This is a genomic window from Lacrimispora sp. 38-1, assembly GCF_049890855.1.
In the GTDB taxonomy this organism is placed as follows: Bacteria; Bacillota; Clostridia; order Lachnospirales; family Lachnospiraceae; genus Lacrimispora.
Map to the genome: position 1 here is coordinate 1 of NZ_JBANEW010000004.1, position 12,966 is coordinate 12,966.

At 45.0% G+C, this 12,966-nt stretch carries 18 protein-coding genes and 1 pseudogene; 18 read left to right on the forward strand and 1 reads right to left on the reverse strand.

Annotated elements, in window-relative coordinates; genetic code table 11:
• Positions 1-46: 46 nt before the first annotated feature.
• The 15 genes from V7D18_RS01480 (at position 47) to V7D18_RS01550 (ending at position 11,639) form a co-directional block, all read left to right on the forward strand.
• The gene (locus V7D18_RS01480; protein ID WP_426150770.1) at positions 47-790 is read left to right on the forward strand and encodes an ORF6C domain-containing protein; all 744 of its coding nucleotides are present in this window, start codon (positions 47-49) and stop codon (positions 788-790) included.
• A 98-nt stretch (positions 791-888) separates the two neighbouring features.
• A complete protein-coding gene (locus V7D18_RS01485; RefSeq protein WP_426150772.1) occupies positions 889-1,173 on the forward strand; it encodes a hypothetical protein in 285 nt (94 codons plus the stop codon).
• A 13-nt stretch (positions 1,174-1,186) separates the two neighbouring features.
• Positions 1,187-1,336: a hypothetical protein gene (locus V7D18_RS01490; protein WP_426150774.1), complete on the forward strand. Its 150-nt coding sequence runs from the start codon at positions 1,187-1,189 to the stop codon at positions 1,334-1,336.
• Between the two features lie 16 nt (positions 1,337-1,352).
• On the forward strand, positions 1,353-1,604 hold the full coding sequence (locus V7D18_RS01495) for a hypothetical protein (protein WP_426150776.1): 252 nt from the start codon (positions 1,353-1,355) through the stop codon (positions 1,602-1,604).
• A gap of 46 nt (positions 1,605-1,650) precedes the next feature.
• Positions 1,651-2,925 carry an AAA family ATPase gene (locus V7D18_RS01500; RefSeq protein ID WP_426150778.1) on the forward strand — a complete coding sequence of 425 codons (1,275 nt, stop codon included), beginning with the start codon at positions 1,651-1,653 and terminating at the stop codon, positions 2,923-2,925.
• On the forward strand, positions 2,925-4,058 hold the full coding sequence (locus tag V7D18_RS01505; protein WP_426150780.1) for an ATP-binding protein: 1,134 nt from the start codon (positions 2,925-2,927) through the stop codon (positions 4,056-4,058). The genes V7D18_RS01500 and V7D18_RS01505 overlap by 1 nt, the downstream gene beginning before the upstream one ends.
• 14 nt (positions 4,059-4,072) lie before the next feature.
• A complete protein-coding gene (locus tag V7D18_RS01510; protein ID WP_426150781.1) occupies positions 4,073-4,522 on the forward strand; it encodes a hypothetical protein in 450 nt (149 codons plus the stop codon).
• Between the two features lie 2 nt (positions 4,523-4,524).
• On the forward strand, positions 4,525-6,108 hold the full coding sequence (locus tag V7D18_RS01515) for a DEAD/DEAH box helicase (RefSeq protein WP_426150783.1): 1,584 nt from the start codon (positions 4,525-4,527) through the stop codon (positions 6,106-6,108).
• A gap of 13 nt (positions 6,109-6,121) precedes the next feature.
• Positions 6,122-8,365 (forward strand): AAA family ATPase, encoded by a 2,244-nt coding sequence (locus tag V7D18_RS01520; RefSeq protein WP_426150784.1) that lies wholly within the window; start codon positions 6,122-6,124, stop codon positions 8,363-8,365.
• A gap of 280 nt (positions 8,366-8,645) precedes the next feature.
• Positions 8,646-8,876 carry a hypothetical protein gene (locus V7D18_RS01525; protein WP_426150786.1) on the forward strand — a complete coding sequence of 77 codons (231 nt, stop codon included), beginning with the start codon at positions 8,646-8,648 and terminating at the stop codon, positions 8,874-8,876.
• Positions 8,866-9,264, forward strand: coding sequence for a RusA family crossover junction endodeoxyribonuclease (locus V7D18_RS01530; RefSeq protein ID WP_426150788.1), 399 nt, complete (start codon positions 8,866-8,868; stop codon positions 9,262-9,264). Before V7D18_RS01525 ends, V7D18_RS01530 begins: the two co-directional genes overlap by 11 nt.
• The gene (locus tag V7D18_RS01535; protein ID WP_426150790.1) at positions 9,261-9,479 is read left to right on the forward strand and encodes a hypothetical protein; all 219 of its coding nucleotides are present in this window, start codon (positions 9,261-9,263) and stop codon (positions 9,477-9,479) included. Before V7D18_RS01530 ends, V7D18_RS01535 begins: the two co-directional genes overlap by 4 nt.
• Positions 9,469-9,633 carry a hypothetical protein gene (locus tag V7D18_RS01540; RefSeq protein WP_426150792.1) on the forward strand — a complete coding sequence of 55 codons (165 nt, stop codon included), beginning with the start codon at positions 9,469-9,471 and terminating at the stop codon, positions 9,631-9,633. Before V7D18_RS01535 ends, V7D18_RS01540 begins: the two co-directional genes overlap by 11 nt.
• 119 nt (positions 9,634-9,752) lie before the next feature.
• The gene (locus V7D18_RS01545; RefSeq protein WP_426150793.1) at positions 9,753-11,435 is read left to right on the forward strand and encodes a DNA cytosine methyltransferase; all 1,683 of its coding nucleotides are present in this window, start codon (positions 9,753-9,755) and stop codon (positions 11,433-11,435) included.
• Between the two features lie 21 nt (positions 11,436-11,456).
• Positions 11,457-11,639 (forward strand): hypothetical protein, encoded by a 183-nt coding sequence (locus V7D18_RS01550; RefSeq protein WP_426150795.1) that lies wholly within the window; start codon positions 11,457-11,459, stop codon positions 11,637-11,639.
• Between the two features lie 35 nt (positions 11,640-11,674).
• Here V7D18_RS01550 and V7D18_RS01555 read toward each other — a convergent pair whose 3' ends face one another.
• Positions 11,675-11,926, reverse strand: coding sequence for a hypothetical protein (locus V7D18_RS01555; protein WP_426150797.1), 252 nt, complete (start codon positions 11,924-11,926; stop codon positions 11,675-11,677).
• Positions 11,927-12,044: 118 nt separating this feature from the next.
• On the opposite strand from V7D18_RS01555, the gene V7D18_RS01560 reads away from it, so the two are divergent.
• The 3 genes and pseudogenes from V7D18_RS01560 to V7D18_RS01570 all read left to right on the forward strand — a co-directional run.
• Complete coding sequence (locus V7D18_RS01560) at positions 12,045-12,260, forward strand: hypothetical protein (RefSeq protein ID WP_426150799.1); 216 nt, start codon at positions 12,045-12,047, stop codon at positions 12,258-12,260.
• Positions 12,250-12,714 carry a hypothetical protein gene (locus tag V7D18_RS01565; protein ID WP_426150801.1) on the forward strand — a complete coding sequence of 155 codons (465 nt, stop codon included), beginning with the start codon at positions 12,250-12,252 and terminating at the stop codon, positions 12,712-12,714. The genes V7D18_RS01560 and V7D18_RS01565 overlap by 11 nt, the downstream gene beginning before the upstream one ends.
• A 6-nt stretch (positions 12,715-12,720) precedes the next feature.
• A pseudogene (locus V7D18_RS01570) lies at positions 12,721-12,966 on the forward strand (hypothetical protein); the annotation flags it as partial.

Sequence of the window (12,966 nt, forward strand, 5' to 3'; positions counted from 1 at the left end):
GCATTATAGAAGAAATTGGAAAATTTTACAAGAAAGGAATGATTTTATGAACGATTTGAAAGTCTTTAAAAATGAGGAATTAGGTTTACAAGTAAGAACAATAATGAACCCAGATGGAAGTATTTCAGTTAGTGCGGAGGATACGGCTATAGGTTTTGGGTGGATTCAAGAAAAGAGTGGAAAAACGTATGTACGTTGGGAGACTATGAATGCTTATTGTAAGGAATTGAAGTTTTCCCAAGATGTTGGGAAAGACGATTACATACCCGAAAGCCTGTATTATTTACTGGGAATGAAAGCGAGCAATGAGAAAGCCCAGAAGTATCAAAGATGGCTTGCTATGGACGTAATCCCTTCCCTTAGAAAGAATGGCCACTATGAAATGCCAAACATGTCAAGGGAATTACAAGCCATCATAATGATTGACAAGAAACAGGTCCAGATGGAAAACCGCATGGACAAGCTGGAATTTGACATTCCCCTTTACGGAGCCGAAGCGGACGAGCTTTCTAACCACATAAAGCGCAAAGGTGTAAAGGTCCTGGGCGGTAAGCAGTCGGAAGCCTATAAGGATACAGAAATCCGTTCCAAGGTCTATCGGGATATTTACGATCAGATTAAGAGGGAGTTCGGTATCTATGACGATAGCGGCAGGCCAAAGTCCTACAAGGCCCTGAAACGGAAGTATATCGCAGACGCTCATGAACTGATTGACTGCTACGAAGCTCCTACATATCTTGTGGAATTAATTGAAACAGCTAACGCCCAGATGAATTTAGGGGTAGCGTGACATGGTCACATATTCATGTAAGTCCTGTCGGTACCGCAACCGCTGTCCAGAGTGCAGCAGACGGTACCCATGCAAAAATTATATAAGGAGGGAGTGTAGTGCCAAAGTTAAGGCCAAATGAAAAGGAAGCGTCAAGTCGGGTGGTTCGGGCCTGTATCTCCAATAATATGGCTCTGTACAGCCTAAATGAGGAAGCAATGGCAGTAAAGCTGGGTGTTACCCCGAGAACGATCCAGAATAAGCGGTCCAAGCCTGAAACATTTACTTTGAATGAATTATGGGATTTAGGTAAGGCCCTGAAAATTACTCCCATACAGGCTGCGAGTATCGTACTGGGAAGGCCACTTACCAGTAAAGAGATTAAGGAATTTATTCTACTGTGAAAGGAGGAACCCCATGCAGAAGTACTATGACAACTTAGACGATTACACCGACACCCGCCCATCGAAGCTGATGGAGTTTACAAAGTGGATCATGCCGGCGGTGATCTTCATTGGAAGCATTGCTTTAATGTTTATGGTGTGTGGTGCGCTGGAAGTAACGTGAGAGGAGGTGAAATCACATGCACGGTAAATGGAAAGTATCGTCCCAATTCATAGGTGACGAAAGGGTTTTTCAGGTCTACCGATTAAGAGATATTAGTAAGGTGGATCATTCTGGCAACCGAGAGTATGCAGGCGAAATTATTTATAATCAAGATGCAGCCTACGCGGTAGCCAAAGGACTTAATGATGGAGAGGGAACAGAGGAATCAATTCCCAAGAAGCAGAAACCCCAGGAGCGGCAACTCCCAGGGAATCAAGGTAACACGTAAATCATTCACATCCCTATTATAAGGGATTCACAGGAGGATTGCAACAATGTCTATGAAAATCAATCAATTGGAGATTGAGAATGTAAAGCGAATTAAGGCTGTAAAGATTGAACCATCAGCAAACGGCCTGACTATTATCGGGGGCAGAAACAACCAGGGAAAGACCTCTGTACTGGATTCTATCGCCTGGGTACTGGGTGGGGACAAGTTTCGTCCCTCGCAGGCGCAGCGCGACCAGTCGGTGATTCCACCAAACCTGCGTATCACCATGAGCAACGGTCTGGTGGTTGAGCGGAAAGGCAAGAACAGCGCCCTGAAGGTAACAGATCCAAATGGGGAGAAGGGGGGGCAGCAGCTCCTTAATGACTTTGTGGAGCAGTTCGCGTTGAACCTTCCCAAGTTCATGGAATCCACCTCAAAAGAGAAAGCCCAGATCCTACTTAAGATCATTGGAGTGGGAGACAAACTCCTTACCTTGGAACGGGAAGAGCAGGAAAAATATAATGAGCGGCTTACCATTGGACGCATTGCTGATCAGAAAGAAAAGTATGCCAAAGAGCAACCAGCTTACAATGACGCTCCGGTGGAATTAGTATCTGCTTCTGATCTCATTAAGAAGCAACAGGACATCCTGGCGCAGAATGGTGAGAACCAGAGAAAGCGGGAAAGGCTCCACCAGTTAGAACAGGAAGACCAGAGACTTATGGAGCAGATCCAGGAGCTCCTGAAGAAACAGGAAGCAGTTCGGGCAGATCTTTCCATTGCCAGAATGAATGCGAAAGATTTGGAGGATCAGTCTACTGCAGAACTGGAACGCAGTATTTCTGATATTGAGGAGATCAACCGGAAAGTACGAGCGAACCTTGATAAAGAGAAAGCAGAAGACGACGCCAGGGAATACCGCAGGCAGTATGACCAGCTTTCTAAACAGCTTGATGAAACCAGAGACGCAAAGAATGAGCTTCTTAAGTCAGCGGAGCTCCCTCTTCCAGAACTTTCGATCAAAGAGGGAGAGCTGATATATAAAGGTCAGCAGTGGGACAACATGTCAGGTTCCGACCGGCTTAAGGTATCCACGGCTATTGTCCGGAAGTTAAATCCAGAGTGTGGTTTTGTTCTCCTGGATAAGTTGGAGCAGATGGACCTTGAAGTGCTTAAGGAGTTTGGTGAGTGGCTGGAAGCGGAAGGACTGCAGGCCATTGCTACCAGGGTAAGCACCGGGGAAGAGTGTAGTATTGTCATAGAAGATGGATACGTTGCAGGTCAGGAGCACCCGCTCATGGAAGATAAGAAGACAGGATGGAAGGAAGGAGTATTTTAATGCAGATTATTAAAGGAAAGTTGCCAGGGGCGAAGAAGACCGTTGTGTACGGTCCCGAGGGAATTGGCAAGTCAACTTTTGCAGCACGGTTCCCGGATCCGGTATTTATTGATACCGAGGGAAGCACCAAGGATATGGATGTGGCAAGGCTTCCGGAGCCTAGCAGCTGGACCATGATTTTGAATCAGGTTTCAGATGTGATCAAGACACCCAATGTCTGCAAAACTTTAATCGTCGATACGGCAGACTGGGCTGAAACGCTCTGCACTACCAGTGTTTGCACGAAGAATCAGAAAAGCAGCATTGAAGATTTTGGCTATGGAAAAGGTTATACATATATCCAGGAGGAGTTCGGAAAGCTTTTAAATCTTCTTACCGATGTGACGAAAGTCGGGATTAATGTGGTTTTAACAGCTCATGCAAAAATGAGAAAGTTTGAACAACCGGATGAAATGGGAGCTTATGATCGATGGGAAATGAAGCTGAGCAAAGGTGTAGCGCCTATGGTGAAGGAATGGGCAGATATGGTTCTGTTCTGCAACTATAAGACAATGGTAGTCAACGTGGACGGTCAGGGTGCTCAAAAAGGAAAGAACAAAGCTCAGGGCGGCAGACGAGTCATGTATACAACCCATCACTCTTGCTGGGATGCCAAAAACCGCTATGGTCTTCCTGACGAAGTACCATTTGAATACGATTCCATCCGCCACATCATAGAAAGTTCCGTTGCGGGAAATCCCGTTTCGGAAGAAAAGAAGACCACTTCACCAGTTTTTCAGCCAAAGCAGGAGGACTCTGGGAGTACTGTCAGCCAGAGCCGAGAAGAGCCTCCAAAGGAAGAGAAAACAGCTTCACCGGTGGATACAAAGTCAGAATCAGTAACCCCACCAGATGTAAAGATTGATGAACGGATTCCCAAAGCCCTTCGAGATTTGATGATCCGTAATCAGGTTGACGAGTGGGATATTCAGAATGTAGTTGCTGCCAGAGGATACCTTACAGCAGATATTCCAGTATGGAAGTATGAAGAGGTTAATCCGGGATTTATTGACGGGGTTTTGGTGGCTGCCTGGGATCAGGTATACGAAATGATTAAAGAAATGAAAAAGAATGACAGCTTAGTATTTAATTAAGGAGGATATTGTAAATGGCAGATTATGAAGCAAAAGAATTAGGATGGGACGATGAAGTAGAAAAAGGCGAAGGGGGCGGGGACTTTGTCCTCCTTCCTCCTGGAGATTATGAGTTTACAGTGGAGTCATTCGAACGGGCCAGACACCCAGGCGGTGATAAATCTCCAGAGTGTAACAAAGCAATCTTAAAGCTGAGAATCGACACCCAGGAGGGAACCACTCTTATTACAGAGAACTTACTTCTTTATGATAAGATGCAGTGGAAAATTGCACAGTTCTTCCTTTGCATTGGTGAAAAAGAAATTGAGGGCAAAGTCAGAATGAACTGGCCAGCAGTCCCCGGAGCAAAGGGGAAGGCTACAATCGAGGTAACGCCTGGAAGAGACGATCCGACTAAGAAGTTTAATCATGTGAAGAGATATCTTCCATATGAACCGAAAAAATTTGAGGCAGGGAAGTTTTAATTATGGAACTTAGACCATATCAGTCAGAGGCAAAGGCTGCAATCTTTGAAGAATGGGACAAGGGCGTCAGACGGACGCTCCTGGTCCTCCCTACGGGGTGTGGTAAAACAATCGTATTTGCAAAAGTAACAGAGGATTGTGTACGCAGGGGAAACCGGGTGCTCATAATGGCGCATCGTGGGGAGCTCTTAGATCAGGCTGCCGATAAGATCGGGAAAGCCACAGGACTTGGGTGTGCTACAGAAAAGGCAGAAGAAACCTGCCTGGGGAGTTGGTTCCGTGTTGTGGTCGGATCTGTTCAGAGTCTTACAAGAGAAAAACGGTTAAAACAGTTCCCGGTAGATTACTTTGACACCATTATCATTGATGAAGCACATCACTGTCTATCTGACAGTTATCAAAAGATCTTAGATTATTTCAAAGGAGCCAATATTTTAGGTGTAACAGCGACACCGGATCGTGGTGATATGCGAAACCTGGGTGAATGCTTTGACAGTCTGGCTTATGAGTATACACTTCCAAAGGCAATTAAAGCCGGCTACCTCTCCCCTATCAAAGCTCTAACCCTTCCGCTTAAGCTGGATCTGTCAGCAGTAGGAATGCAGTCAGGAGACTTTAAGTCAGGAGACATTGCTACTGCATTGGATCCATATTTATATCAGATCGCTGATGAAATGGAAAAGCACTGCAAGGATCGCAAAACGGTTGTTTTCCTTCCTCTGGTCAAAACAAGCCAGAAATTCAGGGACATTCTAAATAACAAAGGATTTAAGGCTGCAGAGGTAAACGGAGACAGTAAGGACCGCGCAGAAGTGCTGGCAGCCTATGAGCGGGGAGATTATAACGTCCTATGCAATTCCATGTTACTGACCGAAGGGTGGGACTGTCCAAGTGTGGACTGTATCGTGGTACTCAGACCCACAAAGGTGCGTAGTCTTTACAGCCAGATGGTAGGACGTGGAACCCGGTTATTTCCGGGAAAGGATCACTTACTTCTACTGGATTTCTTATGGCACACTGAGCGACATGAGCTTTGCCACCCTGCCAGTTTGATCTGCCAGGATGAGGAAGTAGCCCGGAAAATGACTGAGAACATCGAACAGGCTGGCTGCCCAGTAGATATAGAACTGGCAGAAAAACAAGCTGCAGAAGATGTTGTTGCGCAGAGAGAAGAAGCCCTCGCAAAGAAGCTGGAAGAAATGAAAAAGCGTAAGAAAGCACTGGTGGATCCATTGCAGTTTGAAATGAGCATTCAGGCGGAGGATTTATCCGGATATGTTCCGGCTTTTGGCTGGGAAATGTCGCCACCCTCAGACGGGCAGAAAAGAGAGCTAGAAAAACGGGGAATTATGCCTGATGAAATTAACAACGCAGGTAAGGCAAGTTTAATCCTTGATCGCTTACATAAGCGCCAAGAGGAAGGGTTAAGCACACCAAAGCAGATCCGCTGCTTAGAAAAGTATGGCTTTCAGCATGTGGGAACATGGAACTTTGATTCAGCTAAAAACATGATTGACCGCATTGCGGCGGCGGGCTGGCGGGGCGCACCTTCTGGCGTAAATCCGCGTGAGTATATACCGGAATAAGGAGACTTGAAACATGGATAGTACATACGACCTCATGGAGGTCCTAAATCATATAGACCCATCAGAACTTGATTACCAGGACTGGATTAATGTCGGTATGGCTCTGCAGCATGAAGGGTATTCCGTTGATGTGTGGGACCGATGGAGCATGAACGACCAGCGGTATCACACGGGGGAATGTGAAAAAAAATGGCGGGGCTTCCACGGGGCCGGTACTCCGGTGACAGGTGGAACCATTGTCCAATATGCAAGGGATCAGGGGTGGACCCCACCTTATGATCCCGGTACCGCCCTTGATTGGAACGATACCGTTTCAGCAGCTGGTGTGGTTGTTGACAGTAGCTGGGTTGAGGACAGGGAAGTACTCCAGCCAACGCATTGGAGCCCAGCCGGGGAACTTATAAAGTATTTGGAAACCCTGTTTGAGGCTGGTGAAAATGTTGGCTACGTTATGAAGAGCTGGAAGAAGGAAGAAAAAGGCAAGCAGAAATGGGTACCTGCTGACAAAGGAGCATATGGACGGACTGCTGGAAAACTGATTGAACTTCTATCGCAATGCAATGATGATGTTGGAAGCGTACTGGGGGATTATGATCCACAAGGCGGCGCTTGGATTCGCTTTAATCCCATGGATGGTAAAGGCGCTAAGAATGAGAATGTTACTGATTTTAAGTACGCACTGGTGGAATCAGACTCAATGGAGATTGAGAAGCAGCACGCCATTATCCGGGAATTGGAATTACCGGTTGCCTGTCTGGTGCATAGCGGTGGAAAAAGCCTTCATGCCATTGTAAGAATTGATGCTGCCGACCAGACAGAATATCGGAAGCGAGTGGATTATCTTTATGATATTTGCAAGAAGAACGGGCTTGCCATTGATCAACAGAATAAGAATCCTTCCAGATTGTCCAGAATGCCCGGTATAATGCGTGGCGGTCAGAAGCAATTTATTGTTGATACCAACATCGGAAAAGAGAGCTGGGCGGAGTGGAAAGAATGGATTGAATCTATCAACGATGATCTGCCGGATCCGGAAAGCCTGGACGATGTGTGGAACAATCTTCCGGAGCTGGCACCGACCCTGATTGATGGAATGCTCCGTCAGGGGCATAAGATGCTGATTGCAGGACCATCAAAAGCGGGAAAATCCTTTCTTCAGATAGAAATGTGCATTGCCATAGCTGAGGGAAAGAAGTGGCTTAACTGGGATTGTACGCAGGGAAAGATCATGTATGTGAATCTGGAACTTGACCGCGCCAGCTGTCTCCATCGTTTCAAGGACGTGTATCAGGCGCTTGGGTGGCAGCCAAACAATCTTAAAAATATAGATATCTGGAACCTAAGAGGGAAGTCCCGTCCTATGGACAAACTGGCTCCCATGCTGATCCGCAGGGCTGCGAAAAAGAATTACATAGCCATTGTCATTGATCCGATCTATAAGGTCATTACCGGAGACGAAAACAGCGCGGATCAGATGTCAAATTTCTGTAATCAGTTTGACAAGGTGTGTACGGAGCTTGGTGTGGCGGTGATTTACTGCCACCATCACAGCAAGGGAAGCCAGGGCGGAAAGAAGTCTATGGATCGCGCCAGCGGATCGGGAGTATTTGCCAGGGATCCGGATGCACTCATTGATTTAATAGAGCTTGAAACAACCGAAGAGTTAATGAAACAGCAGGAAAATAAAGCGGTGTGTGAAGCCTGCAAGCAGTACCTTGATGCACACTTTAAGTGGGAAGATGATCTCTCTCTGGACGATTTATGCAGTAGCTTCCAGATGCTTAATTACTGCAAAGAGAAGCTGGATAAGTGGCAGATGATAGCCCTGGAGCGTAATATAGAGGCTACCAAAGCAAAAGTAAAGGCAATGACGGCATGGAGAATTGAAGGAACCTTGCGAGAGTTTTCTAAATTCGAACCGCAAAATCTCTGGTTTAATTATCCGATTCATGTAGTGGATCAGTCTGGAGTATTGGGAGATATTCAGCCAGAAGCAGAGCAGGCGCCCTGGCAACGAGGCAGCGCTAAAAATAAAAAGAATGCCAAAAGCCGAAAAGCGGATCGGAAAACAGCTCTGGAAGAGGCAATCGAGGGCAGCAATTTTGGAGAGAAACCAACTGTAAATGATGTAGCGGAGTACCTTGGTGTGTCGGATAGAACGATCCGGGATCGGGTAAAAGAGCATGGTGGTTATATAATTGAAGATGGTTTTATACTGAAAAATGATGATAACAAAGGTACGGGAGAGCCTGAATGACAAGGAATCCCCGTCGAGTGGTAATTTACGGGGAACACTTAAAAGCAGTCCTCCCCGTCAGAATGGTATGAGTGCGGGGAAGTCTTAAAATCAGGAATCCCCGGAGTGCGGGGAAGACTCTATATTATAATATAACATTTTCCCCCGTTACACGTGGTCATGGGGTAGGAAAGGACGGGTCTAAGTTGACACCCGTCCCCTCCCTTCCCCTTCCCATGACAAGGCGAATTTCAAAAGCAAAAATAATTTCTTACATTAAAAATTTAGAGAGGTGAAGCAAGTGCCGGGAGAGAAAAGAAGCAAGTTATTAAAGGTTGCAAAAAAGATGCCACCGCTAAAACATTCTATGCCGGAAGAGGAATTTAATATTCAGCACAGTGAGGTTTTGATGTGGCTCTTCCAGAATCCAGAAACGTGGAATTATATCTGGAATAATATTAAACAAGCTGGTGTCGTTAAATTTGATTCTGAGACAAAGACATGGCAGGGAGTTGATTATCATGGTGACTGAATTTTTTATGCCAATGAAAAAGGTCCCCACCGTGACGCACCAGGAAAAGCAAGTTCATGTGGTGAATGGGAAACCGATCTTTTATGAACCTGAAGAACTGAAAACGGCCAGGGCGAAGCTGTTAGCTCACCTGGGGCAGCATGTACCAGAAGAGAGGTATATTGGTCCAGTGAGGTTAATAACAAAGTGGGGCTTCCCCGTTTCAGGAAAACACCAGAACGGAGAATATAAGACCAGTAAGCCTGATACGGACAATCTGGTCAAGCTTCTTAAAGACGTAATGACGGAGCTGCACTTCTGGAAAGATGATGCACAGGTGGCGTCAGAGATAACTGAAAAGTTCTGGTCAGATCTTCCTGGGATTTATGTGAAGGTGGAAAGCCTATGACAGATCAGGAGGTACAGAAAGGTTTTGAGGAGGTTTACAACAAGTTCTGGCTCAATTATCGTGGAAAGGTTCTCCCGAAGCATTCAGACGAATGGGAACGGATGAATACCTGGGCGGTGGTGCTGATGAAGAAGTACCCTTTTATGGAGCAGGTGGTCGCTGAAATGATAGCGGAATTGGGACAGAGAATGTGGAGGCGTGAAGATGGCAGCTAAAAAGAAAATCCGTTCTCCCGAGCTGGAAGAGGGGCATCTGTGTTATATCTGCGGTAAGGAGATCCACGGGGATCATGTGTACATAAAAACCAGAAGACGGAGTGAGCTGCACATACATTTTGAGTGTATGCCGGGAAAACAACAAGTTAATTAAAAACTGAAAGGAGGCTGGAGCGGTGGCCACCGTGACAGGATATCCTGGCTCCTTTCAAAATGAGAGACTTAATTATAGATTGCTTCGCCGGTGGTGGTGGAGCGAGTGTTGGAATTGAAATGGCTATAGGCAGACATGTTGATATTGCAATTAACCACAATCCTCAGGCTATTCGGATGCACAAAACAAATCACCCTGATACATTACATCTGACTGAGGATATCTTTAAGGTTGACCTGCAGAAGTACGTAAAAGGTCGTCATGTAGCTTTGATGTGGGCCAGTCCTGATTGTACCAGCCATAGTAAAGCAAAGGGTGGAAAGCCACGAGAGAAAGGGCTAAGAATTCTTCCCTGGGCAGTATATAAACATGCGAAAGCTATTTTGCCCGATGTTATTTTAATGGAGAATGTTGAAGAGATCCAGCAGTGGGGACCGTTGGATAAAGAGGGGTATCCCATAAAGGAACGCAAAGGAGAAGACTACCAGAAATTTGTAAGAGCAATGAAATCGCTTGGTTATGTGTTTGATAGCCGGGAACTGGTAGCAGCTGATTATGGAGCTCCTACCACAAGAAAAAGATGGTATGCAGTATTTAGGAGAGATGGAAAGCCGATTGTCTGGCCGGAACCGACTCATAACAAAAATGGTACTGATGGGTTAAAGAGATGGGAACCTATATGGAAATATCTTGATTTAACGGATTTAGGTAAATCTATTTTTGGCAGGAAGAAACCACTGGCAGATAAAACAATGAATCGGATAGCCAGAGGCCTTGACAAATTTGTTTTTAACTGCCCGGAACCGTTTATAGTTCAGGTCAACCATGGGGGCGATTACTTCCGAGGGCAGAGCATTCACGAGCCTATGCCTACAATTACGCAGAAGCATGGATTTGGGACTGTAACTCCTTATATTGTTCCAATAGGATACGGGGAACGGGAGGGACGGCTTCCGCGGATAAATAGTGCAGAAGATCCAGTAAGCACAATTGTTGCCAGCGGAAACAAGCATTATTTATGTTCTCCATATATCATGCAACTGGGACAAACGGGATTTTGTGCAGATAGGAATAGATCCGTTGAAGATCCAATGAGTACAGTGGTTACGAAGAATGAACATTGTTATATTAGTCCTCTTATGATTCAGTATCATTCCGAAACTACAAAGTCAGAGGTAAGAGGTCAATCGGTAGACGAACCGGTAATGACGATTGACACCAGCAACCGATATGGACTGGTGGCGGCTTTCCTCACGAAGTTTTATAAGACGGGAGTGGGACAGCCTTTATGGGAACCGATACATACAATCACAACCAGTCCGGGACATTTTGGACATGTAAGCATTCTTGCGATTAGTAAGGAAGAGCTGCTAAAAAATGGTGTAGATGAAGAAGCAGCACAGAAATGCACCTGGGTGAGTCAGTTTATCATTAAGTACTATGGTGGTGATGTAACTGGAGTAAGCTTGGAAGAACCGTTACATACGATCGTGACAAAGGACAGATTCGCCCTGGTTACGGTTCTTGGAAACGAGTATGTGATTTTGGATATCTTTCTCCGAATGCTAAAAGCTGAACCGGAATTAAAACTGGGACAGGGATTTCCGGAAGATTACATCATAGATCATGATTATGAAGGAAAGAAATATCCTGTATCCGAACAGGTGGCGCGTATTGGAAACAGCGTTGTTCCTATAGTTGCTGAAGCATTGGTTACAGCTAATTGCCCATATCTGAAAATTGGAGAGCGAATGCCTAACATAAGGATTGATGATAGCCAGGCACAGCTTAGATTTACCTAGAATTTTTGAGAAGGAGGCAATATGCAAACCAAAAAAGTTATAAAAGTGTTAATTGCATTTGCATTGTGTCACTTAGATGATAATGGATGTCCATGTGTCAGATGCCCAGCATCTGCTAATGATAGCGCTGGTTGTGACAATGAGTATACCAGTAAAGAAAGGTTACGGGAAGCGGTTGGAATAGTTGATTTCATGAATAATTGAATAAGTATTGTGGATCATTTATAAGCGATGCTACATTATTCGGGTTTAATTTTACTCAATTCATTTTTTAGATCATTTATATTTAAACAAAGCGAACATAACTTTCTTGGTGAGCCATTTTCTGTGTTAGTCATAACATCAACAAAAACTAAACCAAGATTTTCGTCAAAAGTATCTGAAAATTGCAACCAGCGATCACTTATTTCACAGGGAATATATCCTGTACCATATTTATTATATTGTTTCTGTTTAAAAGAAATAGGAAATTTTGTTATTTTATTCTCCATAATTTTCTCCTTTATTTAATACTTAATTTTGAAATGCCTGTAAGCACATTATAATACCTGGAGATATTGGAAGCAATAAAAAAAAGATATAAACTGAATGTTCGTGAGGAGGGATACATTGAGAAAATCATCAAAAAACTGCAGAGCAGACAGAGCCAGCGTAAACAGTCGAATACAGGCCGAGGCGGATGAAGCTATAAAGGCGCCGCCGGTAATGAGTTTCAGTGCGCAGATGCCAGCTTATACATATACAAGTTTGTGTCCGGATCCGAAGCGCAGGACAGGCCCAGCTTTTGCAGAATTACGAAGGAAGAAGGTGCAGCATGACACCTAAGATTTTATATGCTGTCTATGATAAAGGGAAGCCGTTAGGTGAGCATACCACTAAGGAGTGGGAAGATTTGCTTTCCATACCTCGGCAGGCTATAAGAGATTACGCCCGTGAGGGAAGAACCTACGGGAAACGGTATAAATTCAAGATGGTGGGAACGGTTGCGTCTGATGGTGTAGAGATTGAACCGGAGGAGCCAGGTATTACAATGCGTGAGCTGGCAGAGTTTAAGCTATCCGTGAAGGCCGGGGACAAGTTCACTTATAAGAGTTACAGGAAAGATTTTGTTCGGGGTGTACGGATTGACCTAGAAAAAATGATTGTGGTCAGAAAGTTTCCTCACCTCGTTCAGGTGGAGAGCCTTACGGAGCCGAAGAGGACCGCAACCATGAGTTATGCAGAACTGTATAAGCAAAAAAAGAATAGATCGAAGAAGAAATCAACAGCGGGGAGGTGACAGGATTTGGACAAAGAAATACTGGTCCAGTATTGTGAGATGAGAGAAGAAATCAAGGACATTCGCCGGCGCAAGGAGCAATTGGAAAAGCAGATCAGAAACCTAGGTATCGTTTCGGATTCTGTGAAGGGGACCAGATCTGATGGAACTTATGGAAGCATTAAGATCACAGGATACCCAACACCGGAGTATTACCGAAAAAAGGCAGCTATTGAGAGACTTCAGAGAGTGTTGGATATCAAGGAGGCGGAG